Source organism: Citrobacter sp. A316, assembly GCF_002042945.1.
Lineage (GTDB): Bacteria > Pseudomonadota > Gammaproteobacteria > Enterobacterales > Enterobacteriaceae > Citrobacter > Citrobacter portucalensis.
The window spans coordinates 103,730-130,546 of sequence record NZ_MVFZ01000018.1 but is presented as its reverse complement, the minus strand read 5'-3'; the positions used below and the strand labels follow the sequence as shown (position 1 = coordinate 130,546).

Here is a 26,817-nt window from a genome sequence, read left to right as displayed (position 1 = left end):
GTGCTACCGTTCGACTTGCATGTGTTAGGCCTGCCGCCAGCGTTCAATCTGAGCCATGATCAAACTCTTCAATTTAAGTTTGATGCTCGTGAATTAAACTTCGTAATGAATTACGTATGTTCACTCAGAGACTTGGTATTCATTTTTCGTCTTGCGACGTTAAGAATCCGTATCTTCGAGTGCCCACACAGATTGTCTGATAAATTGTTAAAGAGCAGTTGCGACGCGCTTTAGCGCTCTGTCGCGAGGTCCCGTATATTACGTTCTCCTCATTCAGAGTCAAGCATTTATTTTTGCTTTTCTCTACGAGATTCTCAGTGGAACCCCGCTGACCCGGCGGCTTGTAATCCGTTGTTCCGTGTCAGTGGAGGCGCATTATAGGGAGTTATTTCAGGCTGACAAGGGGAAATTTAAAATAATCTTCCGAGTGCGTATTTTTTCACCAAAACCACTTAAACTGACAGTTTTTCGAGCGTTTTAAAGCCATAGCGCTGTAGCACGGGCAATAATTGCTCGGCTTCTGTCGTCATTGCCATACAAAATGCAACGTTCTCATCGGTTGATTTCGCATCTGGCGCTTCATGTTCTAATAGCCAGGCCGTACGGCGCGCAATCGCGGCACCAGAATCAACCAGCCGCGTCCCCTCTGGCAGAACCTGCAAAAGCTCTTCCTGTAATAGAGGGAAATGAGTGCAGCCAAGCACCACCGTGTCAGGCGGTTCCGACATCCGCAGCCATGGACGTAGAATGCGGCGCAGCTCTTCCAGAGAAACTGTTTCACCGTGTAGCTTCGCTTCCGCCAGTTCCACCAGCTCAGCAGAACCCAACATTGCAATTTGGCATTCGTTAGCGAATCGCGCAATCAGCTCATGGGTATACGAGCGCTTCACCGTTGCACGTGTAGCCAGTAGCCCCACAACACCGTTCGCCGTGAGTCGCGCCGCCGGTTTAATCGCAGGCACTACACCCACAACCGGGAAAGCAAACTTCTCACGTAACGCAGGGAGCGACACCGTGCTTGCTGTATTACATGCGATGACCGCAAGAGAGAGGGGATAGCGCTGCTGGACAGCAGTCACAATCTCAACAACACGCTCGACGATAAACTCCTCGCTCTTCTCTCCATAAGGAAAGGCGACGTTGTCGAAAGCGTAGATATAGTGGAGATCCGGCAGAAGACGCCGGATCTCGTCATAGACCGACAACCCACCGACGCCGGAATCAAACACCAGCACGGTGGGACGGGGATCAGAAGGTGTAGCTGCCAGACAAGGTGTATTCCCGTCCTGCAGTTGCGTAGCCATAAACTGTCTCGTAATCTTTATCGAACAGGTTGGCGATTTTACCACGAACTGTCAGCTGTGAGGTGATTGGATATGACACGGCAAGATCCCACAGGCTGACCCCGCCCATTTTTACAGGCTGGTAGGTTACGTAGTCCGTGTCATAACGCGTTCCCAGGTAGTGATACGTCAGGCCCCAGTCAAAATCATAAACCTGCCAGTCAAGCTGGTATTTCACCTGCTGTTTAGAACGTCGTGCGAGCGGCTTGTCCGTAATTGCATTGCGCGAATCGACATAATCGTAGCTCAACGTATGTGCCAGCGGTCCGGTGTCAAAGTTTGCGGTCGCTTCAACGCCTTTAATACGTACTTTGCCTTCGTTAAAGTATTTCTCGGTATGTGGGTCATAATCGATCATGTCATCGATATCGTTACGATACCCTGAAACTCGCCAGTTCACACCTGCCGTTAAGCCTTCAAACGCCCCTTCCCATTGCTTACTTTGTTCAGGATCCAGGTTCGAATTGCCGTAATAACCATGTAACTGCCCGAGATTAGGTGCTTTGTAAGATGTACCGTAGGACGCAATAAAGCGATAGCCTTCAATAAACTCCCATCCGGCGCTGGTTTGCCATGTGCCATGGCGTCCAAACTCAGAGTTATCATCGCTACGTGCCGCACCTTCAAAGGTAAAGTCGCCCAATTGCTGCAACCCGGTCAGATAGAGTCCCGTATTACGCTGATCGTAACCGTCCGTGACATACCCGGTGCCAGGCGTCGTAGTTTGTTTTTGCCAGTCGACACCCGCGCCTACGTTACCGTGGCCAAGCACCATACTGTTGGACCACTGAACATTATATTGCTTCATATCATCCAGAGTGGCCGAGGAGTCATAGCGACCATAATCCGGATCATAGTTGTAGTCTTTGCTATGGCTATAGCTCGAAACCAGCTGCGACTGGATAAGCTCACCATTAAAACGCAGTCCGGCATCCCAGCTTTGGCTGTAGAGTTTTCGGGTATCGAGGAGCGGCGAGCCAGGAGAGTAATATGAGTCGTAATTCGTGCGGTTATCATAACCATAACCGCGAACAAACCCGCTCCATGTATCGGAAAAGTTGTGTTCCAGTGCGCCATACAATGTTTTACTTAAAAAACCGTCTTTATCGGGCTGAGCCTGAGAGCCGGTGCTGCCGTATGCTACAACATCAAAGCCTTTGGTATAGGCATAATCGCCCATCAGCGTGACGCGCGTATTTTCGCCGAGCTGTTGTTGGGTTGAGACATCGTAATTCTGATACCCATTGCTCCCCACACCGGCCGTCAGCTCCGTCCCCGGCTTTTCACGTGTAGTAATGATATTCACCACGCCGCCAATCGCATCAGAGCCATAAACCGCCGAACGCGGCCCACGAATGTATTCAATACGTTGTACTAACGAGACTGGGAACTGGCTGAGGTCGGCCGCGCCGCTAACCCCTGCCAGGTTCAGGCGTACGCCATCAACCAGCACCAGAACATGGCTGGCGTTTGTGCCACGAATAGAAATAGACGAATTTTGCCCCATACCCCCGTATTGGGCGATATCCACACCAGGCAGGCGGCGAAGCACATCATTGACGGAAGTGGATTGCCAGCGATCGATATCCTGGCGAGTAACAACAGTGATAGGAGCAAGTACTGCACTACGAGGCTGCTGAAAACGGTTGGCAGTAACGACGAGAGTATCTGGGCTAGTATCCTGTGCCCAACCAGAAAATGCCGTGACGGACAGTGCCGTGCACAGCAACGATTTTTTAATCATTGTAAAGCATCCACAATATAAGAAGGATGCCGCAGGTCCCACCGATAGTACGCGATGATGAAAGCCAGATGCGACGTTAGCCGGCAGGTCTTCGGGCTTGGAGGCAACTTAAAGAGACGATAACTTCCCACGGCATGCCGCAGTGTCTGCACCAGGTGCGCTCATCCCCTACCTTCCTTACCGCTGCGCGTCAGCTCCAGATTCACACTGGATTCCCTTTTAACTCACAGGACCGGAAAACGGATGCTACAGTTTGTTACAACCCACTGTCCAGACCACGCATCACAATATCGGAAATCATCAATGACTGGACATCTGTTGAGCAATCCCTACAATCCCCGCGTACTTTTATTTTTCAGGACGCATCATGACCCCCGAACACCTTCCGACAGAACAGTACGACGCACAGTTAGCTGAAAAAGTGGTGCGTCTGCAGAGCTTAATGACGCCATTTTATGCACAGGCTCCGGAAGTGTTTCGCTCACCGGTCAGCCACTACCGTATGCGCGCGGAATTCCGTCTGTGGCATGACGGTGATGATCTGTACCACATCATGTTCGACAGCCAGACCAAAAACCGTATCCGTGTCGACAGCTTCCCGGTGGCCAGCGAGCTTATCAATACGCTGATGACGGCAATGATCGACGGCGTTCGCAATAACCACATCCTGCGCCACAAACTGTTCCAGATTGATTACCTCACGACCCTGAGCGATCAGGCGGTGGTATCGATGCTGTACCATAAAAAGCTGGATGATGAATGGCGTCAGGAAGCCGAAGCACTGCGGGATGCGCTGCGGGCGAAAAACCTGAATGTGCATTTGATTGGCCGGGCAACCAAAACCAAAATCGAGCTGGATCAGGACTATATTGACGAACGCTTGCCGGTGGCGGGTAAAGAGATTATCTATCGGCAGGTTGAAAACAGCTTCACCCAGCCGAATGCCGCCATGAATATTCAGATGTTGGAGTGGGCGATTGATGTCACCAGGGGCTCAAAAGGCGACCTGCTTGAACTGTACTGCGGCAATGGCAATTTCTCGTTAGCCCTCGCACAAAACTTCAACCGCGTGCTGGCCACTGAAATCGCCAAGCCATCCGTTGCTGCTGCACAGTACAACATTGCGGCTAACCATATTGATAACGTACAAATTATCCGCATGGCGGCTGAAGAGTTTACTCAGGCGATGAACGGCGTTCGCGAATTTAACCGTTTGCAGGGGATCGATCTGAAGAGTTACCAGTGTGAAACTATCTTCGTTGACCCACCGCGCAGCGGTCTGGACAGCGAAACGGAGAAAATGGTGCAGGCGTATCCGCGCATTCTGTACATATCCTGCAATCCGGAGACATTGTGTAAGAACCTGGAAACGTTAAGCCAGACCCACAATGTTTCACGTCTGGCTCTGTTCGATCAGTTCCCGTATACGCACCATATGGAGTGCGGAGTACTGTTAACGAAGAAATAAGACTGAACGTAGGCCGGATAAGCACTGCCTGTTCAGATTGCCGGATAGCGGCTTTGCCCTATCCGGCCTACAGCTACAACTGTTACTCCGCTATTTCCTGCTTACGGTTACGCACTTTAAAGCCGATCCAGAACACCAGAATTACAGACAGTACCGCCGGGAAGAAGTTAGAGCCAATATCCGGATATTCAGCGCGTACCACGGTGCTGTACAACAGAACGCCGAGGATAAAGCAGGCGGCAGCCAGGCCCGGCAATCCCACAGGCATGGTGCGATTTTGATAGCGTTGATGCAGACAATACACCGTCAGCACCAGCGAAATGATCGGGAATACTGAGAATGGCACAATGGAGCTAAACAGCGCCGCAAATGTACCATTGATCGATAAGCCAGCAACCAGCGCCAGCAGCAGCGTACCTTTATCTTGACCTGACTGTTTCATCACTTGTCCTTCTCGTTACTCGGAGTGGTGCGTCATCTTCTCTTGTTCACGGCGGTACCAATAAAATGCGCCTTTCGCGATCATGCGCAGTTGCAATACCAGCCGCTCTTCCAGCTGTCGACGCTGCTCGGCGCCAACATCCAGTGCTTCTGCCCCGGCGCTGAACACAATGGTTACCATGGCTTCGGCTTGCGCTTCAGTAAACGCACGAGGCATATGGTTTTCGAGTTCCAGATAGTCCGCAAGTTCCGCAATGAAGTGCTGAATTTCACGAGCGACCGCTGCACGAAACGCTGCGGATGTCCCCGAACGCTCGCGCAATAATAAACGGAAGGCGTTGGGATTGTTGCCGATGAACTCCATAAATGTTGAGACCGAGGTGCGGATCACACTCCCGCCCTTCGCGATACGCTGGCGCGCCTGACGCATCAACTGACGCAGCATCAGACCGCTCTCGTCCACCATCGTCAGGCCGAGTTCATCCACATCGCGGAAATGGCGATAAAACGAAGTTGGCGCAATGCCCGCTTCACGAGCAACTTCGCGTAAACTGAGACTGGCAAAACTGCGCTCAGCGCTCAGTTGACTAAATGCGGCTTCTACCAGCGAACGCCGGGTTTTTTCTTTTTGTTGCGCTCTAACGCCCATCACGATGTCTGAATCCTTCCACATACCTTGCTGGCACTATACCAGAGATTAGGCGGTTGGCATGGCTTTGTGAATGTTTGTTTACGCGCAGTTTGTGCTTCGACTTCGCAAAAAAGCACAACGATAATTGGGTTATCTCAACAACGATGTTACTATTCTGTTGCTTTTATGTATAAGAACAGGTAAGCCTGACCATGTCACATTCTTACGATTACGATGCAATAGTAATAGGTTCCGGTCCCGGCGGCGAAGGCGCGGCAATGGGTCTGGTTAAGCAAGGAGCGCGCGTCGCGGTGATTGAGCGCTATCATAACGTCGGCGGAGGTTGTACCCACTGGGGCACCATCCCGTCGAAAGCTCTCCGCCACGCCGTCAGCCGCATTATTGAATTCAATCAGAACCCACTGTACAGCGACCACTCCCGACTCCTTCGTTCTTCTTTCGCCGATATTCTCAACCACGCTGATAACGTTATTAATCAGCAAACGCGTATGCGGCAAGGATTTTACGAGCGCAATCACTGCGAAATTTTGCAGGGGAATGCCCGTTTTGTTGATGAACACACGATTGCCCTGGAATGTCACGACGGTACGGTGGAAACGCTGACTGCGGATAAGTTTGTTATTGCCTGCGGTTCGCGTCCTTATCGCCCTGTTGATGTCGACTTTTCGCATCCCCGGGTTTACGACAGCGATTCTATCCTGAGCCTGCACCACGAACCCCGCCATGTGCTGATTTATGGCGCGGGGGTCATTGGCTGTGAATACGCGTCGATCTTCCGTGGAATGGACGTCAAAGTTGATTTAATCAACACCCGCGATCGTCTGCTGGCATTCCTCGATCAGGAGATGTCCGACTCGCTCTCTTACCACTTCTGGAACAGCGGTGTGGTCATTCGCCACAACGAAGAGTACGAGAAGATTGAAGGCTGCGATGACGGCGTCATCATGCACCTGAAATCCGGTAAGAAACTGAAGGCAGACTGCCTGTTGTACGCCAATGGCCGTACCGGTAATACCGATTCGCTGGCGCTGGAAAATATTGGTCTGAAAACCGACAGCCGCGGACAGTTGAAGGTCAACAGCATGTACCAGACGGCGCTGCCGCACGTGTATGCAGTAGGGGATGTGATCGGTTATCCAAGCCTGGCATCGGCGGCCTACGACCAGGGACGCATTGCCGCCCAGGCGTTGGTAAAAGGCGAAGCCACCGCGCATCTGATCGAAGATATCCCAACCGGGATTTATACCATTCCGGAAATCAGCTCCGTTGGTAAAACCGAACAGCAGCTCACGGCAATGAAAGTTCCCTACGAAGTTGGCCGCGCCCAGTTTAAGCATCTGGCACGTGCGCAAATCGTGGGCATGAGTGTCGGAACACTGAAGATCCTGTTCCATCGCGAAACCAAAGAGATTTTGGGGATCCACTGCTTTGGGGAGCGCGCGGCCGAAATTATTCACATCGGACAAGCGATAATGGAGCAAAAAGGTGGTGGTAACACTATCGAGTACTTCGTTAACACCACCTTTAACTACCCAACCATGGCGGAAGCCTATCGGGTAGCGGCGCTAAATGGCTTAAACCGCCTGTTTTAACGCACTGTCGAAATGGCCATCCATTGATCCACGGATGGCCTCTGCCAGCTGTTCATAACGGCTGCGCAGCGGCGAACCAGGACGGTACACCAGGCCAATCGTACGACGCGGTTCGGGTTTAATGCATGGCAGATAAACGACACCATCACGCTTACGCTCCGGCGGAACGGCCAGCGCAGGCAGTAAGGTAATACCACTGCCTGCCGCCACCATGTTACGCAGAGTTTCCAGACTGGTTGCCCGGAAATGGGTATCTTCATCAGCACCCGCTTCAAAGCAGAAGCCCATCGCCTGATCGCGCAGGCAGTGGCCATCTTCCAGCATCAGCAGTTTTTCACCCGCCAGATCGGACATCGGTACACAGTCACGGTTTGCCCATGGGTGATCTTCATAGATCGCCAGCATCATAGGCTCATCAAATAACGGTACTTCGATGAACGCCTCACTCTCTTTGACCAGCGCCAGAATGACGCAGTCGAGCTTACCGCTATCCAGTTGCGCCAACAGCTGATGTGTCTGCGCTTCATGGAGATACATTTCCAGTTTTGGGAAGGTCTGGTGCAACATCGGAATAATATGCGGCAGCAGGTATGGCCCCACCGTTGGGATCAAACCAATATGCAGCGGGCCAGACATTGTCTCGCCTTGTTGGCTTGCCATCTCCTTGAGCACTTTGACCTCGCGCAGCACGGTGCGCGCCTGATCCACCAGCAGCAAACCGGCCTGGGTGAACAGCACCTTGCGACTCGTACGCTCCAGCAACATGACGCCAAGCTCATCTTCCAGCTTGCGGATCTGCCCGCTCAGCGTTGGTTGGCTAACGTGACAGGAGTCTGCCGCTCGTCGGAAGTGACGATGTTCGGCTAGCGCCACCAGGTATTCAAGATCACGAATATTCATTATTCATCCTCCATCGCCACGATAGTTCGTAGCGATAGGTAGCATAGCAACGAACGATTATCCCTATCAAGCTTTCTGTTTAATAATGCACCACAGAAACGGAACGGTACCCCTTTAACCCTTGAAGCTACTGTCCGTTTTGAGAGTTTCTCTCATACTCGAAATAACTAAAGCCAACGTGAACTTTTGCGGACCTTGCGTCCGCATTTTTTTTGCATAAAAAAGCCCGGCGTCGCAAAGCTCGGCCGGGTTATGGTTTGGTAGGCCTGATAAGCGTAGCGCTATCAGGCAGAACGGCGCACAGTGCCGGATGGCGGCTTCGCCTTATCCGACCTACAGGCGTGCCTTTGCGTAGTCGATCGCCTGCGCAACCTGCTGCGGCGAAACGCCACCTTTCGCTGCACGTTTATCCAGACACGATTGCAACGAGAGGATCGGGTAAACATCATCGCCAATCACCGGGCTAAACTTTTGTAAGTCGGCAAGCGACAGTGCTTCCAGCGGTTTGCCCTGACGAATCGCCTCGACCACCGTTTCCCCCACAATATGGTGCGCTTCGCGGAACGGGACGCCTTTCGCCACCAGATAATCCGCCAGCTCAGTGGCGTTAGCATAACCCTGCTGCGCCGCTTCCTGACAACGCGGACGTTTCACCTGGATGCCATCCAGCACCAGCGCGGCCATATGCAGACAGTCCAGCCAGGTGTCGAGCGCGTCGAACAGCCCTTCTTTGTCTTCCTGCATATCTTTGTTGTATGCCAGCGGGAGGCCTTTTAAGGTCATCATCATGCCGGTCAGCGCACCCTGCACGCGACCGCATTTGCCACGGATCAGCTCCAGCGCATCCGGGTTTTTCTTCTGCGGCATCAGAGATGAACCGGAAGTCACACGGTCGGACAACTCAACAAAGCCCGCTTCGCCGGTGTTAAAGAAAATCAGATCTTCAGCAAAACGCGACAGGTGTACCATGCCGATAGAGGCGTCGGAGAGTAACTCCAGCACGTGGTCACGGTCAGAAACGCTGTCCAGGCTGTTGCGCGTTGCCGAGGCAAAGCCCAACCAACCCGCCAACTGCTCACGATCGATTTCATATGCCGTACCCGCCAGCGCGCCGCAGCCTAACGGACTGACGTCCAGGCGTTTGAGCGCATCCTGCAAACGGCTCTCGTCACGCGCCAACATTTCAACATAGGCCAAGCACCAGTGAGCAAACGTCACCGGCTGCGCACGTTGCAGGTGGGTGTAACCCGGCATGACGGCGTCCTGGTTATTCTCCGCCGTCACCACCAGCGCAGTTTGCAACTGACGATTGGCCGACAGTAATTCGATAACCGTGTCTTTACACCACAGCTTGAGATCGGTCGCGACCTGGTCATTACGGCTACGCCCGGTATGCAGTTTTTTACCAAGCTGGCCGACTTTATCAATCAGCTTACCTTCCACCCAACTGTGAATATCTTCGGCATCGCTTTGCAGAATCTGCTGAGGATTCGCGCGAACCTCTTCCAGCAGGTTATTCAGCGCCTCTTCCAACTGCAGCTGTTCATCGGCAGTCAGTACACCGACCGTTACCAACGCTTTGGACCAGGCCACAGAGCCAACAATATCCTGTTCTGCCAGGCGGTAGTCAAAACGCAACGAGTCGTTGAACTGTTTGAACCGCTGATCTGCTGCCTGTGTAAAACGCCCACCCCAAAGTGCCATAACGAATTTCCTTAATATGATATTTTTGCCCGGTGGCGCTGCGCTTACCGGGACTACAAAACCCACATAGGCCGGATAAGGCGAAGCCGCCATCCGGCACATTAATAGTTAAGCCAGAATACGCGTACCGATTGGCGTGCCGTTAAACAGCGCCGGAAGTTGCTCTGCATGACGCCAGGAGGCGATATCCACCGGACGGCCCAACGTACGCGCGGCATCCAACGCCGCATTCACCTTCACAATCATGCCATCGGTAATGATGCCCTGTTCAATCAGCTGTTCCGCTTTCGCCGCGGTCATTTCGGCAATACGCTGGCCTTTGCCATCCAGAATACCGCTCACATCAGAGAGCAGGATCAGATCCGCACCCAGCGTTGCCGCCAGCGCCGTTGCAGCCTGATCGGCATTCACGTTCATCAGCAGACCATCATCAGTGACGCCAATAGAGCTCACTACCGGCAGAAAACCGTTTTCCAGCAGCGTGTTAATCAGTTTAGGCGAACCCGGCTGCGCCAGTCCAACATGACCCAGCTCTTTATCGAGCGGTGTCACTTTTACGCTGTCGCCATCGCCAAGATACAGACCCACAGACGCGATATGATGCTTTTTCGCCCAGGCCAGCAAGGTTTTATTCGCCGTTCCCGCCAGGGCACCGGTAATAATGTCAATTTGATCGGCAGGCGTGACGCGCAGACCATTTTTCTTTTTCACCGGCAGATTCAGCTGCTTCATCAGCTCGTCGACCACGCAGCCGCCACCGTGCACAATGACCAGCGGACGCTGGTGCGACTCACGATAATTCACCAGTGCGGTAAACAAGCGCTCCAGCGCCTCTTCGCTATCCAGTAAAACGCCGCCCAGCTTGATAATTAATGGATTCATTGGTGCACCCTTAAATAAGAGACTGCGTTTGGACAAAGCCAAAACGAATATTTGCGCACTGCATCGCCTGTGCCGCCGCGCCTTTCAATAAGTTGTCTTCCGTCGCCACCACGATCAGATGCTCACCCTGTACGGCAAACCCGATATCGCAGAATGGTAATCCAACCACATTCTTCAGCGCCGGAACCCCTTTGTCATACAGACGCACCAGCGGTTTATCGCTATACGCCTGTTGCAGCGTCTGAGCCACCTGTGCATGGGTTACGCCCGCTTTAAGGCGGCAAGTGATAGTTTCCAGAATTCCGCGCGGGAAGTTGCCCAGATGCGGGGTGAAAATCACTTCAGCCCCCAGATGAGTAGCGATTTCCGGCTGATGACGGTGGGTAAACACGCCATACGGTTGCAGGCTTACTTCGCAAAAGCTATTAGAGATAGCCGCTTTACGGCCCGCGCCGCTCACGCCGCTGGTCGCATTAATTACCGGCCACTGGCTGAGATCCAACAGCCCGGAATCAATCAACGGTTTCAGCGAAAGCTGCGCCGCCGTCGGGTAACAACCCGGCACAGCAATCAGATTCGCTTCTTTCAACTTGTCAGCGTTCCACTCCGCCAGCCCGTAAACTGCCTGCTCCAGCAGATCGGGGTGCTGATGGGTAAAACCATAATATTTTTCATAGAACGCGCCGTCATTTACGCGAAACGCGCCAGAGAGGTCAAACACCACGCAACCGGCCTGCAAAAACTGCGGAGCCAGGTCATGACTTACCTCATGAGCCGTTGCGAGGAACACAACATCCACCCCTGAGCTAAACTCGCTGATATCTGACATTGGCTGCAACGGTAAATCGACAATGCCTTTCAACTGCGGATGCAAATCGGAGATTAATTTTCCTGCATCATTGCTTTGCGCTGAGACGGTCAAAGCGGTTATGGTCATATCAGGATGGCGATTTACATAGGTCACAAGCTCTGCGCCGGCATAGCCACTGGCGCCCACAATCAGCGTATTCAACATCGGGGCTGCTCACCTTCTTAGATTCTGTTGCCAGGTATAAGCCTTTATCACCTCACCTTACACTTGGTGGGTTTTATTACGCTCAACGTTAATGTATTTTTATTCACAAATACTGCATGAATATTGATACTATCATGACCCGAGGTGTGTCAACAATGAAAAACAATTTACCGCCATTTATCGAGATTTACCGCGCTCTGATTGCCACGCCATCGATTAGCGCTACCGAAGAAGCGCTCGATCAAAGCAATGCAGGTTTAATCACTCTGTTGGCGGGCTGGTTTAAAGATTTAGGCTTCAATGTGGAGGTCCAGCCGGTTCCCGATACGCGAAATAAATTCAATATGCTGGCGAGCATTGGACAGGGCGCGGGTGGTCTGTTGTTGGCGGGCCATACCGATACCGTACCCTTTGACGATGGACGCTGGACGCGCGATCCGTTCACCCTGACCGAGCATGACAATAAGCTCTATGGTTTGGGTACGGCGGACATGAAAGGCTTCTTCGCTTTTATCCTCGACGCGTTGCGTGATGTCGACGTCACGCAGCTGAAAAAGCCCCTCTACATTCTGGCCACTGCTGACGAAGAGACCAGCATGGCGGGAGCTCGCTACTTCTCTGAAACCACTGCTCTGCGCCCAGACTGCGCGATTATTGGCGAACCCACTTCACTGCAACCGGTTCGCGCACACAAAGGTCATATCTCTAATGCGATACGCATTCTGGGACAGTCAGGTCATTCAAGCGATCCGGCGCGTGGTGTCAATGCGATTGAACTGATGCATGATGCGATCGGCCATATCATGCATCTGCGCGATGACCTGAAAGCGCGCTATCACCATGATGCCTTTACCGTCCCGTACCCGACGCTAAATTTGGGCCACATTCACGGCGGCGACGCCGCCAACCGAATCTGCGCCTGCTGCGAACTGCATATGGATATTCGCCCGCTACCGGGTATGACGCTAAACGATCTCAATGGGTTACTTAACGAAGCGCTGGCCCCTGTCAGCGAACGCTGGCCGGGTCGCCTGACCGTATCGGAACTGCATCCGCCGATTCCAGGCTATGAGTGTCCACCTGACCATCAACTGGTAGAGGTGGTTGAGAAACTGCTGGGCGCACAAACTGAAGTGGTGAACTACTGCACCGAAGCGCCATTTATCCAAACGCTTTGCCCAACGCTGGTATTGGGTCCAGGTTCTATTAATCAGGCGCATCAGCCGGATGAATATCTGGAAACGCGCTTTATTAAGCCAACCCGCGAATTAATCACCCAGGTTGTGCATCATTTCTGCTGGCATTAACTGCCTGTCACCCCGCTAATCCTTTAGTGGTAAGCGGGGCGATTTTTTAACATTTCCATAAGCAACGCTTATTTGATTGGATGTGAATTAAATAACGTAAATTCACGGCATTTATTCGTTTGCTGAACCGATTTCGCAGCAATTGACGTCACGTGTTTTACGTGGCTTTATAAAAGACGGCTAAAAAGTTAAGTCCGCAAGATTTCGCGTGATAGTCAGGCGCGAAAGATACAGGACATATTCAAAATAGATGGGGTGTCTGGGTTAATATGAACGAACAATATTCCGCGTTGCGTAGTAATGTCAGTATGCTCGGCAAAGTGCTGGGAGAGACCATCAAGGATGCGCTGGGAGAGAACATTCTTGATCGCGTAGAAACAATTCGTAAGCTGTCCAAATCATCTCGCGCTGGCAATGAAGTTAATCGCCAGGAATTGCTCACCACACTGCAAAATCTGTCTAACGACGAGCTGCTGCCGGTTGCCCGCGCATTTAGCCAGTTCCTGAACCTGGCCAACACCGCTGAGCAGTACCACAGCATTTCGCCAAAAGGTGAAGCTGCCAGCAACCCGGAAGTGATTGCTCGCACTCTGCGTAAACTGAAAGAGCAACCCAACCTCAATGACGCCACCATCAAGAAAGCCGTAGAATCACTCTCTCTGGAGCTGGTACTCACCGCCCACCCGACCGAGATCACTCGTCGTACTCTGATCCATAAAATGGGTGAAGTGAACGCCTGCCTCAAGCAGCTTGATAATAAAGACCTCGTCGATTATGAACGCAACCAACTGATGCGCCGTCTGCGTCAGCTCATTGCCCAGTCCTGGCATACGGATGAGATCCGCAAACTGCGCCCAAGCCCGGTTGATGAAGCCAAATGGGGTTTCGCGGTAGTTGAAAACAGCCTGTGGGAAGGTGTGCCGAACTACCTGCGTGAGCTGAATGAACAACTGGAAGAGCATCTGGGCTATAAGCTGCCGGTTGATTTTGTCCCGGTTCGATTTACCTCCTGGATGGGCGGCGACCGTGACGGCAACCCGAACGTAACGGCGGATATCACCCGTCACGTGCTGCTGCTCAGCCGCTGGAAAGCGACAGACCTGTTCCTGAAAGACATCCAGTTTCTGATTTCTGAACTGTCGATGGTGGATGCCACGCCGGAACTGTTGGCGCTGGTGGGCGAAGAAGGCGCAGCAGAACCTTACCGCTATCTGATGAAAACCCTGCGTTCTCGTCTGATGGCAACCCAGGCCTGGCTTGAAGCCCGTCTGAAAGGCGAGAAATTGCCGAAACCTGCGGGACTTCTCACCCAAAACGAACAGCTCTGGGACCCGCTTTACGCGTGCTACCAGTCTCTACAGGCCTGTGGCATGGGCATCATCGCCAATGGCGAATTGCTCGACACCCTTAGGCGCGTGAAGTGTTTCGGCGTGCCGCTGGTACGTATTGATATTCGTCAGGAAAGCACCCGCCATACTGAAGCCCTGGGCGAACTGACCCGTTATCTGGGTATTGGCGACTACGAAAACTGGTCGGAAGCGGATAAACAGGCTTTCCTGATCCGCGAGCTGAATTCCAAGCGTCCGCTGCTGCCGCGTAACTGGGAGCCGAGCAACGACACCCGCGAAGTGCTCGACACTTGTCGGGTCATTGCCGAAGCCCCGTATGGCTCCATTGCCGCTTATGTTATCTCGATGGCGAAAACTCCGTCGGATGTGCTGGCCGTGCATCTGCTGCTTAAAGAAGCCGGAATTGGTTTTGCTATGCCGGTCGCTCCGCTATTTGAAACGCTGGACGACCTCAACAATGCCGATGACGTCATGTCTCAACTGTTGAATATAGACTGGTACCGAGGCTTTATTCAGGGCAAACAGATGGTCATGATTGGCTACTCTGATTCCGCAAAAGACGCGGGTGTGATGGCGGCCTCCTGGGCGCAATACCAGGCTCAGGACGCGCTGATCAAAACCTGCGAAAAAGCCGGTATTGAACTGACGCTGTTCCACGGTCGCGGTGGTTCCATTGGTCGCGGCGGCGCGCCTGCGCATGCGGCGCTGCTCTCTCAACCGCCGGGCAGCCTGAAAGGCGGTCTACGCGTGACAGAACAAGGGGAGATGATCCGCTTTAAGTACGGCCTGCCGGAAGTGACCATCAGCAGCCTGTCGCTGTATACCGGAGCAATTCTGGAGGCCAACCTGTTACCACCGCCAGAACCGAAAGATAACTGGCGTCATATCATGGATGAGCTTTCCGATATTTCCTGCGAGCTATACCGTGGATATGTGCGTGAAAACAAAGACTTCGTCCCTTATTTCCGCTCAGCTACACCGGAGCAGGAACTGGGTAAACTCCCGCTCGGTTCACGTCCGGCAAAACGCCGTCCGACCGGTGGCGTTGAGTCTCTGCGCGCCATTCCGTGGATCTTCGCCTGGACGCAGAACCGCCTGATGCTCCCGGCCTGGCTGGGTGCAGGCACCGCGCTGCAAAAAGTGGTTGAAGATGGTAAGCAAAGCGAACTTGAAGCCATGTGCCGCGACTGGCCATTCTTCTCCACACGCCTTGGCATGCTGGAAATGGTTTTCGCGAAAGCAGACCTGTGGCTGGCGGAGTATTACGATCAGCGCCTGGTCAAAAAAGATCTGTGGCCGTTGGGTGCAGAGCTACGCCAACGCCTGGCAGCAGATATCGATGTCGTACTGGCGATTGCCAACGACTCACATTTGATGGCCGACCTGCCGTGGATTGCCGAGTCAATTCAGTTAAGAAATATTTATACTGACCCGCTGAACGTATTACAGGCAGAGCTGTTACACCGCTCACGCCAGGCAGAAGAACAGGGCAATGCACCGGATCCGCGCGTGGAACAAGCGCTGATGGTGACCATTGCTGGTGTCGCCGCTGGTATGCGTAATACAGGCTAACATCCCTCCCCCGTCGCCTTCGTGCTATTATTCGGAGGCGACGGCAAAAACCGCTGTTACAACCACTTCATTTTCAATATATTCCCCCTCGAATATATTCATTAAATGAATATAACGATGGCAAAACACGATCCTAAGATCGTGATGCTTCAGTTCCTCTTAATGTTTAAGTGCTACTCTTGGCGCTACAATTAAAGACAGGCTTACATTATGCAATCCTTACACTCCCAGTCTAAACCTAAATTTAGCTGGAAAGCCCTGGGTTGGGCGCTCCTCTATTTTTGTTTTTTTTCCAGTTTACTCCAGGTCGTTATTCTCTTATCCGGCTATAGCGGAACTAATGGTTTACGCGACTCCTTGCTGTTCAGTTCGCTGTGGTTGATTCCGGTATTCTTATTTCCAAACCGTATCCGCGTTATTGCTGCCGTCATTGGCGTAATGCTATGGGCGGCCTCACTAGCTGCACTGAGCTATTACGTCATTTACGGACAAGAGTTCTCGCAAAGCGTTCTGTACGTGATGTTTGAAACCAATGCGAATGAAGCCAGCGAATATCTGAGCCAATATTTCAGTCTGAAGATTGTCTTAATTGCGCTGGCCTATACAGCTGTGGCAATTCTGCTATGGACACGTCTGCGTCCTGTGCATATTCCATCACCCTGGCGCTATCTGGTGTCGTTTGCACTGTTATACGGTTTGATTCTGCATCCGATGACGGTAAACACGTTCATCAAACATAAACCATTTGAAAAAACGTTGAATGGCCTGGCATCACGCATGGAACCTGCCGCACCGTGGCAGTTCATCTCCGGGTATTATCAGTATCGTCAGCAGTTGACCGCGCTGAATAGCCTGCTGAATGAGAACAATGCCCTGCCGCCGTTGGCCAACTTTAAAGACAACTCCGGTGATGCACCGCGTACGCTGGTACTGGTGATTGGCGAGTCAACGCAACGTGGCCGTATGAGCCTGTACGGATACCCGCGTGAAACAACGCCGGAACTGGATGCGCTGCATAAATCCGATCCTAACTTCACCGTGTTCAATAATGTCGTGACCTCCCGTCCGTACACCATTGAAATTCTGCAGCAGGCGCTAACCTTCGCCAACGAGAAGAACCCGGACCTGTATCTGACTCAGCCATCCCTGATGAACATGATGAAACAGGCGGGGTATAAAACCTTCTGGATCACCAATCAGCAGACGATGACCGCCCGCAACACCATGCTGACGGTGTTCTCTAAGCAGACGGATAAACAGTTCTATATGAACCAGCAGCGTACGCAAAGTGCGCGCGAATATGACAGCAATGTGCTGGCACCGTTTAAAGAAGTACTGGCCGACCCGGCACCGAAAAAGTTCATCATCGTTCACCTGCTGGGAACGCATATTAAGTACAAATTCCGCTATCCGGATGGTCAGGGTAAGTTCGACAATAATATCGACAATGTGCCCGCAGGCCTGAGTGACGATGAGCTGGAAGCTTACAACGATTACGACAGCGCGAATGTCTACAATGACCATATCATTGCCAGTCTGATCAAAGACTATAAAGCGACGGATCCGAACGGCTTCCTGCTGTACTTCTCCGATCATGGAGAGGAGGTGTACGATACGCCACCGCATAAAACGCAGGGTCGTAATGAAGACAACCCGACGCGCCATATGTATACGGTGCCGTTCCTGCTGTGGACCTCGGAAAAATGGCAGGCCGCACACCCGCGTGACTTCTCACAGGATGTGAATCGTAAATACAGCAGCTCAGAGCTTATCCACACCTGGTCTGATTTAGCGGGCTTCACCTATGATGGTTTCGATCCAACTCGTGCCATTACCAGCCCGCAGTTCAAAGAGACGACCCGCTGGATTGGCAATCCGTATAAGAAAAATGCCCTGATTGATTACGACACCCTGCCTTACGGCGATCAAATCGGTAATCAATAACCGTCTGCCGGATGCACTACGCTTATCCGGCCTACAGCTCGCAAAGACTTGTAGGTCGGATAAGGCATTAGCCGCCATCCGGCAATAATCACTTGAGGGCGATTGTTTTCAACGTTACTGTTCCCCTGTCTGCTGCCTGCAAGGGATTAACATGTATCACGACATCAGCCATCTGCTCTCTCGCCTGATTAACGGCCCCACGCCGCTGCGCCAGATTTACTTTGCCAGCACCAGTAGCTCAACGCCGGAACTGGCGTATCAGGTCGATTTTCCCCGACTGGAGATTGTGCTGGAAGGTGAATTCACCGATAACGGTGTTGCTGGCGCATCCGCGACGTTACAGCCTTGCGATGTGTTATTCGTTCCCGCTGGTGGCTGGAACTTTCCGCAGTGGGTCACACCAGTCACGACACTCAGCATCTTGTTCGGCAAACAACAACTGGGTTTCAGCATCGTGCAATGGGACGGCAAGCAATATCAAAACCTTACTCGCCAGCACGTTGCGCGGCGTGGACCGCGTATTGGCTCATTCCTGCTGCAAACGCTCAATGAAATGCAGATGCAGCCGCAGGAGCAGCAAACTGCCAGGCTAATCGTCGCGAGCTTACTGAGCCACTGTCGCGATCTGCTCGGTAGCCAGATCCAAACCGCATCACGCAGCCAGGCGCTTTTCGAAGCCATTCGCAACTATATTGACGAACGCTACGCTTCACCACTCACCCGAGAATCCGTCGCACAGGCGTTTTACATTTCACCCAATTACCTTTCCCACCTTTTTCAAAAAACGGGCGCCGTCGGTTTCAACGAATACCTGAACCACACGCGGCTGGAACACGCAAAAACGCTATTGAAGGGTTACGAGCTGAAGATTAAAGAAGTGGCCCACACCTGTGGGTTTGTTGACAGCAACTACTTCTGCCGCCTGTTTCGCAAAAATACCGAACGTTCGCCATCAGAATACCGTCGGCAGTACCACAGCCAGTTGACGGAGATAAAAACTAATCCAGAGTAAGATGCGTGTGCTGTGGCGCTGAAAGCAGCTTTCGCACGGCGCTCATCACCCGCTGCGGCTCACGCAGAAATGCGCTAATGCCCGACTGAACGTATCGGCTCTGCGTAAAACGTTCTGCTCCTGCCAGTTCAATATCAGTAATCAGCAACACCACATCAGCGCGGTTAATATCCTCTTCCGTCAGGCGATTTTCGGTACCCAATGCACCCTGAGTTTCGATCTTGATGCTCCATTTTTCCTGCTGGCAGAGTTTCTCCAGCCGCTCAGCTGCCATATAGGTATGGGCCACGCCACTTACGCACGCGGTGACAGCAACCAGATATCGTACAGGTGCGATGGTCATACTATCCTCCTACTGTTACCTGAAATCCGGCGCATTCTGCCATCTTACGTATACTATCCACCTCTTGCGCCGTCGGTACGGGCACTTCTTTCATCAACCAGAGCAAACCGAGCAGGCTGTATTTTGGCTCGCCATATTGATGAAACGGTAGCAGGTGTACCTGCTTTATGCCTAGTGATGACAACATCGTCAACACATGCTGCGTGTTATCTGAATTCATCGTAAAGCCCGGAATCAGCGGCAGGCGAGGTATGACATTAACCCCTTCCTCCACCAATAACCGTAAATTCGCCAGCACACGCGGCAGGTTCATGTTGATGACCTCACGAGCCAGATCTCGATCCATTATTTTGAGATCGAACAGCACCTCATCACACTCTTTTGCCAGCGATAACAAGCGACCGGCCGGCGCATCGCCAGCCGTTTCAATTGCACAGCGCACATCCCAGCGCCGCAGACGTTGCAGGAATCGTGCGGCAAAGGGCGCTTGCATCAGCACTTCACCGCCGGAAAGCGTCACCCCCCCACCAGAAGTGCGAAAGAAAATATCATCTTTCATCACTTCGCGTTCCAGCTCGTCCAGCGTGATATCACGACCAATACGCTCAAACGCACCGGAGGGACACTCGTCAGCATCACGCAGACAGGGTGTGCAGTGCAGGCATTTACTCTCCCGCCGTACCGTTTCAATACGCGGGGAGAGAGATTCAGGGTTAGCACACCAAGGGCAGGTATGCGAACAGCCTTTAAAAAAGACGACCGTACGAATACCCTGCCCATCATTCAGTGAGTAACGCTGAATGTTGAATATACGCGCGACTTCCTCGCCACGTGGATCAATTACCTCACAGTTGATGCGCGGTGCGGCGAATGATGTCATCCTGGATCTCCTTCGACAGCTCGACAAAGAAGGCGCTGTAACCCGCCACGCGCACCACCAGCCCGGTGAAATCCTGCGGGCGCTGCTGTGCTTCGCGCAATGTGTCGGCATTTACCACGTTAAACTGGATATGCTGGAGTTTAAGCTGGGTAAATGCCCGCAGAAAATCCGCCAGCTTGCGTAAACCGGCCTCACCTTCCAGTGTGGCTGGCGTAAACTTCACATTCAGCAACGTCCCATTGGAAAGTAGCGTGTTATCCAGCTTGCTGACCGACTTCAATATCGCCGTCGGTCCTTGCATATCCTGTCCCAGCATCGGCGACAGGCCCCCGTCTGCCAGTTGTTCCCCGGCGAAGCGGCCATCCGGTGTTGCCCCAACGACCGAACCCAGCGGCACGTGCGCAGAGACGGTATACGAACCCGGCGTAAATTGCCCGCCGCGTGGATTCTGGTATTTCTCTACCTCTTTGCAGTAATGACGCAGAAGTTCGGCGCTGATGTTATCTACATCATCGATATCGTTGCCGTATTTTTCGAAGCGATTGATCAGCCTGGCGCGAACTTTCTCGCCTTCCGGGGTAGCAAAGTTATCTTTTAGCACCAACAAAAGCTCATCAAAAGATAAGCGCTGTTGTTCGAATACCAGCCCATTGAGCGCATGCAGCGAATCGCTCAGGTTTGCAATACCGATCCCCTGTACGCCGGAGAAGTTATACCGCGCGCCGCCGTCGGTAATATCGCACCCTTTATCCAGACAGTCGCTAATAAACGAGGAGAGCAGCGGCACCGGCGCCCAGTCGCGGTGACCGATATCGCAGATATTACTGCCCTCGACCATCAACGTGATGTAGTGGCTGATTTTGGCACGAATATGCGCCAGGAGATCGTCGTACGTCAGCGTGCGGTTGCCTTCGTTCTCATGCAGACAGATTTCCATCACTTTCAGCAGATTAAACATGGCGATATCGTGCAAACCGTATGTTCTGCCTGGAATAGACAGCTCGACACAGCCTACTACCGCGTAATCCCGCGCATCTTCCAGCGAAACACCGCGATTCAGAAACGCGGGCACCACCACTTCATCGTTAAAGATTTGTGGGATGCCGGTACCAAGACGAATGGTCTGTGCTGTTTTCATCAGGAACGGTGTATCGATCAACGCGTTCGTGCGCACACCGAGATTTGGTTGTGGCAGCTGTACATTCTGATACGCATCAAGGCAGAGGAAAGACAGCACATTTACCGCACTACGACCATTCTCCGTTAATCCCCCCAGTAGCGCGGTGTAGCCTGTTGGGAAGCCAGCAAAATAGCGCGCGCTGCTGGTGGATCGCAGTAGCACAATGTCATTACATTTTACCCACAGGGATTCGAGGATCTCCTGTAAGAATGCAGGGGCTTCCCCCTGCGTCAGCGAGGCCTGATAAAACGGCAGCATATACTGGTCGAAGCGGCCGAGTGAAAGAGAACTGGCGTTGGATTCATATTGCAAAATAATGTTCATGTACCAGAACAGCTGACATGCCTGCCAGAAGGTTTGCGGCTTACTCTGGGCGTTATGCCGGGAGTTTTCAGCAATCGTCAGTAATTCCTGGCGTCGCTGCGCATCCGGGCAGCTTTCCGCCATCTTCTCTGCCAACATAGCGTAACGCAGAATATGGTTTTGCGAAGCCTCAAGCAGCAACAGCGCAGCCTGATAAAAGTGATTATCCGGCTGCTGCAGACAATGCGCCCGCATCTGCGCTACCAACTCGCCAAGCCCGTGATTCAACAGGCGTGGATAATCAATAATGATATGTCCCTGACCTTTGTCAGTCTGGTTAATGCTAAAAATCTGGGTACTGACGGCGGCTTTTACCTCATCGGTCATCTGACCGTTGATGAAATCTTTCATCGACCGCTTTTCCCAGTACGGATACAGCACATCACGATAGCGATGTTTATCCTCTTCGCTGATGTCAAAACGGTCCTGCGGACGGGTTGGAAACTGCTCCAGCTCTTTAAGCAGCCAGTAAGGATCCATTTCCGGCGACATAATGCCCGCACGCGGTTTAACGGTACGGTTTCCGGCAATCAGTTCCTCATCACGAATCGAAATCTCAACGTGCTCAAGAATATATGCGGTGGCTTTCGCCCGACGCAGAATAACCGGCTCTCCCTCCGTCTGCTGGTGGCTGGCGGTATATAACAGCGCACGCTCAAGCGAAATTTCACGGTTGTTCTGAAACAGAGCGGTTTTTAAACGTTGGATACGGTTAGTCATGAGGAACTCCCTGGAACCTGTCCATCAAGCTATCTTATTTGTCATTTTGAGCCAGGGCAGTGCTCGCGCCCCTCACGTACTGCGTGTACGCTCGGGTTCCTGCGCGCTGTCCGTGTTCAAACTGCCTGCAACGATAACGCCTGATGAAGCAGGCTCTAAAAATGAAAAGTTAAGCGGTTTGCGCCAGATGCGCGCCAATCTTGTTCATGATGGCGTCGGCACGTTTCACTGCATCGCTGATGTTGACGCGAACGATAGTTTTGCCCGCAAAACGTTCTTCAAATTTAATACCAATGTCCTTGGTCAGAATAACCATGTCGGCTTCCGCCACATCCGCCGCGGTCAGTTCGTTTTCCAGACCGATCGACCCCTGAGTCTCAACCTTTACTTGCCAACCTTTGGCTTTAGCGGCGCTTTCCAGCGCTTCGGCTGCCATATAGGTGTGGGCAACGCCAGAAGGACATGCGGTTACTGCGATAATCTTGGTCATGACTCATTCCTCACTTAATTCATTTCAAAATCTAAATCCAGGTCATCTTCTTTCTGATCGACCTGAGACACTTTTTTCCGCGCCAGACTTTTCAGTACGTTAACGCACACGGCGGTCACTACAGCACCAACGGCAACCGCCGCGATATAACCCAGTTTTCCTTCCACTACAGGCAGAACAATCAGCCCGCCCCAGCCGGCATAACACTGCGCACCAAACAGGGCGGCGGTTACCGTGCCGCAGGCGGAACCCACCATAATCGATGGGATGACGCGCAGCGGATCGGCTGCAGCAAACGGAATCGCGCCTTCTGTTACGCCAACGCAACCCATTACCAGCGCAGCTTTACCGGCTTCGCGTTCTTCAGAAGAGAAATTCTTACGACCAATCAACGTCGCCAAACCTAAACCCAGCGGCGGCACGCAGATCCCCACCGCAGCGATTGCCACCACGGTATAAACCCCCTGCGCCACGCAAATCAGCATGAAGGCGTAGGCAACTTTGTTAATTGGCCCTCCCATATCGAAGGCCAACATCAGTCCCATAATTACCGCCAGCAGTACGATGCTGCCCTGCTGCATACCCTGCAGCCACTCGGTCAGGCTCGTGGTTAACGCGCCAACGGGTTCTCCCAAGCCCCACATCATGATGCCTGCGGTGATAAAAGTGCCGACGATAGGAATAACGAAGATGGGCATTACCGAGCGCAACACCTTATGAACCGGGATCTTCTTCAGATAATGGACGACGATACCGCCAATAATCCCGGCAATTAATGCGCCAAAAAAACCGGCACCGAAGCTGTTTCCCACCCATGCGCCAATCGCACAAGGGGCCAGAGCAGAACGTTCAGCAATGGAATAGCCGATATAAGCGGCAAGAAATGGCACCATCAGCGTCAACCCGGCGACGCCAATATCAAAAAGCTTTTTGAGATTAGGATCGGTCGCAGCATCCGGTACCGCGCCCTTGCCATACAGCATGACGGAGACAGCCAGCAAAATACCGCCCGCTACGACGAAGGGAATCATATGCGAAACACCGGTCATCAGGTGCTGACGAGTATTTTTCAGGATTTGTACCAACTCTTTCATACGTCGCTCCCGGGCTGCCTAAAGCCCATATCCATAAACTTGTTGCGGAAAACAATAGGCAATCCGACGCGACGCAAACAGTGGATAAAAAGGCCATTTGCTGGACTTTTGTAATGTCAGTACAAAAATGCGATCCGCCTCATAACTTGCAGTTTCTCGGAATTCATAGGGGATACGCTGACTTGTGAGGGATGTCTCACTTTGATGGTTACATTACATTTATCCAGTTTTTGGCAGATTTGTCACATGGCAGGCTCAGGCGTTGCCCTTTTATCCTGTAGCGAGAAATCGTTATGGGAGATGAGGCTATGGCCCTGATTGTGGAATTTACCTGTGAGCTACCCAATGGCGTACATGCACGCCCGGCAAGCCACATAGAAACGCAGTGCAACACCTTTACCTCGCACATTGAGTGGCACAACCTGCGTACCGAACGTAAGGGCAACGCTAAGAGCGCGTTATCGCTGATTGGTACCGATACTCTGGCGGGTGATAGCTGCCAGTTGCTGATTTCCGGTACAGATGAACAAGCAGCTCACCAGCATCTGAGCCAATGGTTACGTAATGAATTTCCGCACTGCGATGCACCGCTAGCGGAAGCCAAGAACAACGAGCTGGAGCCACTTCCGGCATCGCTCACCCATTTAAATCCACAGCTTTTCCGCGCTCGCACCGTTTGCAGCGGCAGCGCAGGAGGCGTTCTGAGTCTGCTTTCTTCGCTGGATCTCAACGCGCTCAGTAACCTTCCATCCGCTCAGGATATTGAAACCGAGCAAGCAGCACTGGATAACGGTTTAACGCTGTTGATGAAGAATATTGAGTTTCGATTACTCGACAGCGACGGCGCTACCAGCGCGATTCTGCAAGCACACCGCTCGCTGGCCAGCGACCTCTCACTGCGCCAGCACCTGCTCGCCGGCGTATCACGCGGGTTAAGCTGCGCCCAGGCGGTTGTTGAAAGTGCCGGACATTTTTGTGATGAATTCTCCCGTTCAAGCAGCAGTTATTTACAGGAGCGTGCGCTGGATGTACGCGATGTTTGCTTCCAGCTTCTGCAGCAAATTTATGGAGAACAGCGCTTCCCTGCGCCGGGAAAACTGACCCAGCCTACGGTTTGCATGGCGGATGAGCTAACACCGAGCCAGTTCCTCGAACTGGATAAAACATTGCTGAAAGGCTTGCTGTTAAAAAGCGGTGGTACTACGTCACACACGGTGATTCTCGCCCGGTCATTCAACATCCCTACGCTGGTTGGCGTAGATATTGAATCTTTGAGGCCATGGCTGCAGCAAACAGTTTATATCGATGGTAACGCAGGAGCAGTCGTCGTTGCCCCTGATGAATCCGTCGTACGTTACTATCAGCAAGAAGCCCGTATCCAGGATGCCATTCGGGAACAGCAACGTATCTGGCTGACCCAGGAGGCACGCACGGCTGATGATATCCGCATGGAAGTCGCCGCCAACATCGCCCACTCCGTGGAAGCGCAGGCAGCCTTTAGTAACGGTGCGGAAGCGGTTGGCCTGTTCCGTACGGAAATGCTGTATATGGACCGTACCTGCGCCCCGGATGAGAACGAGCTATACAACATTTTCTGCCAGGCGCTGGAACCCGCACAGGGACGCAGCATTATTGTGCGCACCATGGATATCGGCGGTGATAAACCCGTTGATTACCTGAATATTCCTGCTGAGGCCAACCCGTTCCTCGGTTATCGTGCGGTGCGTATCTATGAAGAATATGCCGCATTGTTTACCACGCAACTGCGATCGATCCTGCGCGCCTCAGCGCACGGTAGCCTGAAAATCATGATCCCAATGATCTCCTCCATGGAAGAGATCCTGTGGGTCAAAGAGAAACTGGCTGAAGCCAAGCAGCAACTGCGAAGTGAACACATTCCGTTTGATGAGAAGATCCAGCTCGGTATTATGCTGGAGGTTCCGTCTGTGATGTTCATCATTGACCAATGCTGCGAAGAGATTGATTTCTTTAGTATTGGCAGCAATGACCTAACGCAATACTTACTGGCGGTCGACCGCGACAACGCCAAAGTTACCCGCCACTACAACAGCCTGAATCCGGCCTTCCTGCGCGCACTGGATTACGCCGTGCAGGCAGTACATCGACAGGGGAAGTGGATTGGCCTGTGCGGTGAACTGGGTGCCAAAGGTTCTGTACTGCCACTGCTGGTGGGACTGGGTCTGGACGAACTTAGCATGAGCGCTCCCTCCATTCCCGCCGCCAAAGCGCGGATGGCGCAACTCGACAGCCGTGCCTGCCGTCAGTTGCTGAATCAAGCGATGGCTTGTCGAACTTCGCTGGAGGTCGAACATCTGCTGGCCCAGTTCCGCATGACCCAACAGGATACTCCGCTGGTTACCGCCGAGTGCATCACGCTGGATAGCGACTGGCGCAGTAAAGAAGAGGTCATCAAAGGGATGACCGACAACCTCCTGCTGGCAGGCCGTTGCCGCTATCCACGTAAACTGGAAGCAGACCTGTGGGCACGCGAAGCCGTCTTCTCTACCGGATTAGGTTTTAGCTTCGCCATTCCACACAGCAAATCCGAACATATTGAGCAGTCCACCATCAGCGTAGCGCGCCTGCAAGCGCCGGTACGTTGGGGTGATGATGATGCGCAGTTCATTATTATGCTGACGCTCAACAAACATGCCGCTGGCGATCAGCATATGCGTATTTTCTCGCGTCTGGCGCGCCGCATTATGCATGAAGAATTCCGTAACGCGCTGGTTAGCGCCGCCTCAGCCGACGCTATCGCCAGCCTGTTGCAGCATGAACTTGAACTTTAAAGAGGATGTTTT

General features: G+C 52.7%; 20 protein-coding genes, 1 rRNA gene and 1 riboswitch. Of the genes, 7 read left to right on the top strand and 14 right to left on the bottom strand.

All coding sequences use genetic code 11. The annotated features are described in order from the left end of the window. From BZK41_RS20460 to btuB, 3 genes are all read right to left on the bottom strand, one after another. Positions 1–75 (bottom strand): 16S ribosomal RNA (locus BZK41_RS20460); the annotation flags it as partial. Between the two features lie 377 nt (positions 76–452). Then, positions 453–1,304, bottom strand: a complete 852-nt coding sequence (murI, locus tag BZK41_RS20455; protein WP_003847829.1) for a glutamate racemase — start codon at positions 1,302–1,304, stop codon at positions 453–455. Continuing rightward, positions 1,249–3,087 carry a TonB-dependent vitamin B12 receptor BtuB gene (gene btuB, locus BZK41_RS20450; protein ID WP_079939350.1) on the bottom strand — a complete coding sequence of 613 codons (1,839 nt, stop codon included), beginning with the start codon at positions 3,085–3,087 and terminating at the stop codon, positions 1,249–1,251. The genes murI and btuB overlap by 56 nt, the downstream gene beginning before the upstream one ends. 64 nt (positions 3,088–3,151) lie before the next feature. Continuing rightward, positions 3,152–3,339: riboswitch (cobalamin riboswitch) on the bottom strand. A 115-nt stretch (positions 3,340–3,454) separates the two neighbouring features. Between btuB and trmA the strand changes: the two genes are divergently transcribed. Further along, positions 3,455–4,555 carry a tRNA (uridine(54)-C5)-methyltransferase TrmA gene (trmA, locus tag BZK41_RS20445; RefSeq protein ID WP_079939349.1) on the top strand — a complete coding sequence of 367 codons (1,101 nt, stop codon included), beginning with the start codon at positions 3,455–3,457 and terminating at the stop codon, positions 4,553–4,555. Positions 4,556–4,637: 82 nt separating this feature from the next. On the opposite strand, the gene BZK41_RS20440 is transcribed toward trmA, so the two are convergent. Continuing rightward, the gene (locus BZK41_RS20440; protein WP_003825114.1) at positions 4,638–4,997 is read right to left on the bottom strand and encodes a YijD family membrane protein; all 360 of its coding nucleotides are present in this window, start codon (positions 4,995–4,997) and stop codon (positions 4,638–4,640) included. 15 nt (positions 4,998–5,012) lie between these two features. Beyond that, on the bottom strand, positions 5,013–5,648 hold the full coding sequence (gene fabR / locus BZK41_RS20435; RefSeq protein WP_003028862.1) for an HTH-type transcriptional repressor FabR: 636 nt from the start codon (positions 5,646–5,648) through the stop codon (positions 5,013–5,015). Between the two features lie 191 nt (positions 5,649–5,839). On the opposite strand from fabR, the gene sthA reads away from it, so the two are divergent. Continuing rightward, a complete protein-coding gene (sthA, locus tag BZK41_RS20425; protein ID WP_003028860.1) occupies positions 5,840–7,240 on the top strand; it encodes a Si-specific NAD(P)(+) transhydrogenase in 1,401 nt (466 codons plus the stop codon). Here sthA and oxyR read toward each other — a convergent pair. From oxyR to argC, 4 genes are all read right to left on the bottom strand, one after another. After that, a complete protein-coding gene (oxyR, locus tag BZK41_RS20420; protein WP_008787060.1) occupies positions 7,223–8,140 on the bottom strand; it encodes a DNA-binding transcriptional regulator OxyR in 918 nt (305 codons plus the stop codon). The genes sthA and oxyR overlap by 18 nt on opposite strands. A 333-nt stretch (positions 8,141–8,473) precedes the next feature. Further along, positions 8,474–9,844, bottom strand: a complete 1,371-nt coding sequence (argH, locus tag BZK41_RS20410; protein WP_079939348.1) for an argininosuccinate lyase — start codon at positions 9,842–9,844, stop codon at positions 8,474–8,476. Positions 9,845–9,952: 108 nt separating this feature from the next. After that, on the bottom strand, positions 9,953–10,726 hold the full coding sequence (gene argB, locus BZK41_RS20405) for an acetylglutamate kinase (protein WP_079939347.1): 774 nt from the start codon (positions 10,724–10,726) through the stop codon (positions 9,953–9,955). 10 nt (positions 10,727–10,736) lie between these two features. Then, positions 10,737–11,741 (bottom strand): N-acetyl-gamma-glutamyl-phosphate reductase, encoded by a 1,005-nt coding sequence (gene argC / locus BZK41_RS20400; RefSeq protein WP_079939346.1) that lies wholly within the window; start codon positions 11,739–11,741, stop codon positions 10,737–10,739. A 155-nt stretch (positions 11,742–11,896) separates the two neighbouring features. Between argC and argE the strand changes: the two genes are divergently transcribed. The 4 genes from argE to BZK41_RS20380 all read left to right on the top strand — a co-directional run bounded on the left by argE (position 11,897) and on the right by BZK41_RS20380 (position 18,925). Next, positions 11,897–13,048 carry an acetylornithine deacetylase gene (gene argE / locus BZK41_RS20395; RefSeq protein WP_079939345.1) on the top strand — a complete coding sequence of 384 codons (1,152 nt, stop codon included), beginning with the start codon at positions 11,897–11,899 and terminating at the stop codon, positions 13,046–13,048. A 269-nt stretch (positions 13,049–13,317) separates the two neighbouring features. Beyond that, positions 13,318–15,969: a phosphoenolpyruvate carboxylase gene (gene ppc / locus BZK41_RS20390; RefSeq protein ID WP_079939344.1), complete on the top strand. Its 2,652-nt coding sequence runs from the start codon at positions 13,318–13,320 to the stop codon at positions 15,967–15,969. 210 nt (positions 15,970–16,179) lie between these two features. After that, entirely contained in the window at positions 16,180–17,913 is a 1,734-nt protein-coding gene (locus BZK41_RS20385; RefSeq protein ID WP_079939343.1) for a phosphoethanolamine transferase CptA, read from the top strand. Positions 17,914–18,064: 151 nt separating this feature from the next. Then, complete coding sequence (locus BZK41_RS20380; protein WP_079939342.1) at positions 18,065–18,925, top strand: AraC family transcriptional regulator; 861 nt, start codon at positions 18,065–18,067, stop codon at positions 18,923–18,925. Here the strand turns inward: BZK41_RS20380 and BZK41_RS20375 are convergent. The 5 genes from BZK41_RS20375 to BZK41_RS20355 all read right to left on the bottom strand — a co-directional run bounded on the left by BZK41_RS20375 (position 18,912) and on the right by BZK41_RS20355 (position 23,995). Then, the gene (locus BZK41_RS20375) at positions 18,912–19,268 is read right to left on the bottom strand and encodes a PTS fructose-like transporter subunit IIB (RefSeq protein WP_008787052.1); all 357 of its coding nucleotides are present in this window, start codon (positions 19,266–19,268) and stop codon (positions 18,912–18,914) included. The two genes, BZK41_RS20380 and BZK41_RS20375, sit on opposite strands and share 14 nt — an antisense overlap. A gap of 1 nt (position 19,269) precedes the next feature. Continuing rightward, positions 19,270–20,148, bottom strand: coding sequence for a [formate-C-acetyltransferase]-activating enzyme (locus BZK41_RS20370; protein ID WP_079939341.1), 879 nt, complete (start codon positions 20,146–20,148; stop codon positions 19,270–19,272). Continuing rightward, entirely contained in the window at positions 20,114–22,411 is a 2,298-nt protein-coding gene (locus tag BZK41_RS20365) for a formate C-acetyltransferase (protein WP_079939340.1), read from the bottom strand. Before BZK41_RS20365 ends, BZK41_RS20370 begins: the two co-directional genes overlap by 35 nt. Positions 22,412–22,580: 169 nt before the next feature. After that, positions 22,581–22,901, bottom strand: coding sequence for a PTS fructose-like transporter subunit IIB (locus BZK41_RS20360; RefSeq protein ID WP_003825151.1), 321 nt, complete (start codon positions 22,899–22,901; stop codon positions 22,581–22,583). 14 nt (positions 22,902–22,915) lie between these two features. Further along, positions 22,916–23,995 carry a PTS fructose transporter subunit EIIC gene (locus BZK41_RS20355; RefSeq protein WP_003825153.1) on the bottom strand — a complete coding sequence of 360 codons (1,080 nt, stop codon included), beginning with the start codon at positions 23,993–23,995 and terminating at the stop codon, positions 22,916–22,918. 308 nt (positions 23,996–24,303) lie between these two features. Between BZK41_RS20355 and ptsP the strand changes: the two genes are divergently transcribed. Further along, positions 24,304–26,805 carry a phosphoenolpyruvate--protein phosphotransferase gene (gene ptsP, locus BZK41_RS20350; protein WP_079939353.1) on the top strand — a complete coding sequence of 834 codons (2,502 nt, stop codon included), beginning with the start codon at positions 24,304–24,306 and terminating at the stop codon, positions 26,803–26,805. Positions 26,806–26,817: the final 12 nt, after the last annotated feature.

What these genes read in the sequence shown, in the direction of transcription:
- murI (WP_003847829.1), bottom strand. Translation starts at nt 1,304, where the DNA reads ATGGCTACGCAACTGCAGGACGGGAATACACCTTGTCTGGCAGCTACA.
- btuB (WP_079939350.1), bottom strand. Translation starts at nt 3,087, where the DNA reads ATGATTAAAAAATCGTTGCTGTGCACGGCACTGTCCGTCACGGCATTT.
- trmA (WP_079939349.1), top strand. Translation starts at nt 3,455, where the DNA reads ATGACCCCCGAACACCTTCCGACAGAACAGTACGACGCACAGTTAGCT.
- BZK41_RS20440 (WP_003825114.1), bottom strand. Translation starts at nt 4,997, where the DNA reads ATGAAACAGTCAGGTCAAGATAAAGGTACGCTGCTGCTGGCGCTGGTT.
- sthA (WP_003028860.1), top strand. Translation starts at nt 5,840, where the DNA reads ATGTCACATTCTTACGATTACGATGCAATAGTAATAGGTTCCGGTCCC.
- oxyR (WP_008787060.1), bottom strand. Translation starts at nt 8,140, where the DNA reads ATGAATATTCGTGATCTTGAATACCTGGTGGCGCTAGCCGAACATCGT.
- argH (WP_079939348.1), bottom strand. Translation starts at nt 9,844, where the DNA reads ATGGCACTTTGGGGTGGGCGTTTTACACAGGCAGCAGATCAGCGGTTC.
- argB (WP_079939347.1), bottom strand. Translation starts at nt 10,726, where the DNA reads ATGAATCCATTAATTATCAAGCTGGGCGGCGTTTTACTGGATAGCGAA.
- argC (WP_079939346.1), bottom strand. Translation starts at nt 11,741, where the DNA reads ATGTTGAATACGCTGATTGTGGGCGCCAGTGGCTATGCCGGCGCAGAG.
- argE (WP_079939345.1), top strand. Translation starts at nt 11,897, where the DNA reads ATGAAAAACAATTTACCGCCATTTATCGAGATTTACCGCGCTCTGATT.
- ppc (WP_079939344.1), top strand. Translation starts at nt 13,318, where the DNA reads ATGAACGAACAATATTCCGCGTTGCGTAGTAATGTCAGTATGCTCGGC.
- BZK41_RS20385 (WP_079939343.1), top strand. Translation starts at nt 16,180, where the DNA reads ATGCAATCCTTACACTCCCAGTCTAAACCTAAATTTAGCTGGAAAGCC.
- BZK41_RS20380 (WP_079939342.1), top strand. Translation starts at nt 18,065, where the DNA reads ATGTATCACGACATCAGCCATCTGCTCTCTCGCCTGATTAACGGCCCC.
- BZK41_RS20375 (WP_008787052.1), bottom strand. Translation starts at nt 19,268, where the DNA reads ATGACCATCGCACCTGTACGATATCTGGTTGCTGTCACCGCGTGCGTA.
- BZK41_RS20370 (WP_079939341.1), bottom strand. Translation starts at nt 20,148, where the DNA reads ATGACATCATTCGCCGCACCGCGCATCAACTGTGAGGTAATTGATCCA.
- BZK41_RS20365 (WP_079939340.1), bottom strand. Translation starts at nt 22,411, where the DNA reads ATGACTAACCGTATCCAACGTTTAAAAACCGCTCTGTTTCAGAACAAC.
- BZK41_RS20360 (WP_003825151.1), bottom strand. Translation starts at nt 22,901, where the DNA reads ATGACCAAGATTATCGCAGTAACCGCATGTCCTTCTGGCGTTGCCCAC.
- BZK41_RS20355 (WP_003825153.1), bottom strand. Translation starts at nt 23,995, where the DNA reads ATGAAAGAGTTGGTACAAATCCTGAAAAATACTCGTCAGCACCTGATG.
- ptsP (WP_079939353.1), top strand. Translation starts at nt 24,304, where the DNA reads ATGGCCCTGATTGTGGAATTTACCTGTGAGCTACCCAATGGCGTACAT.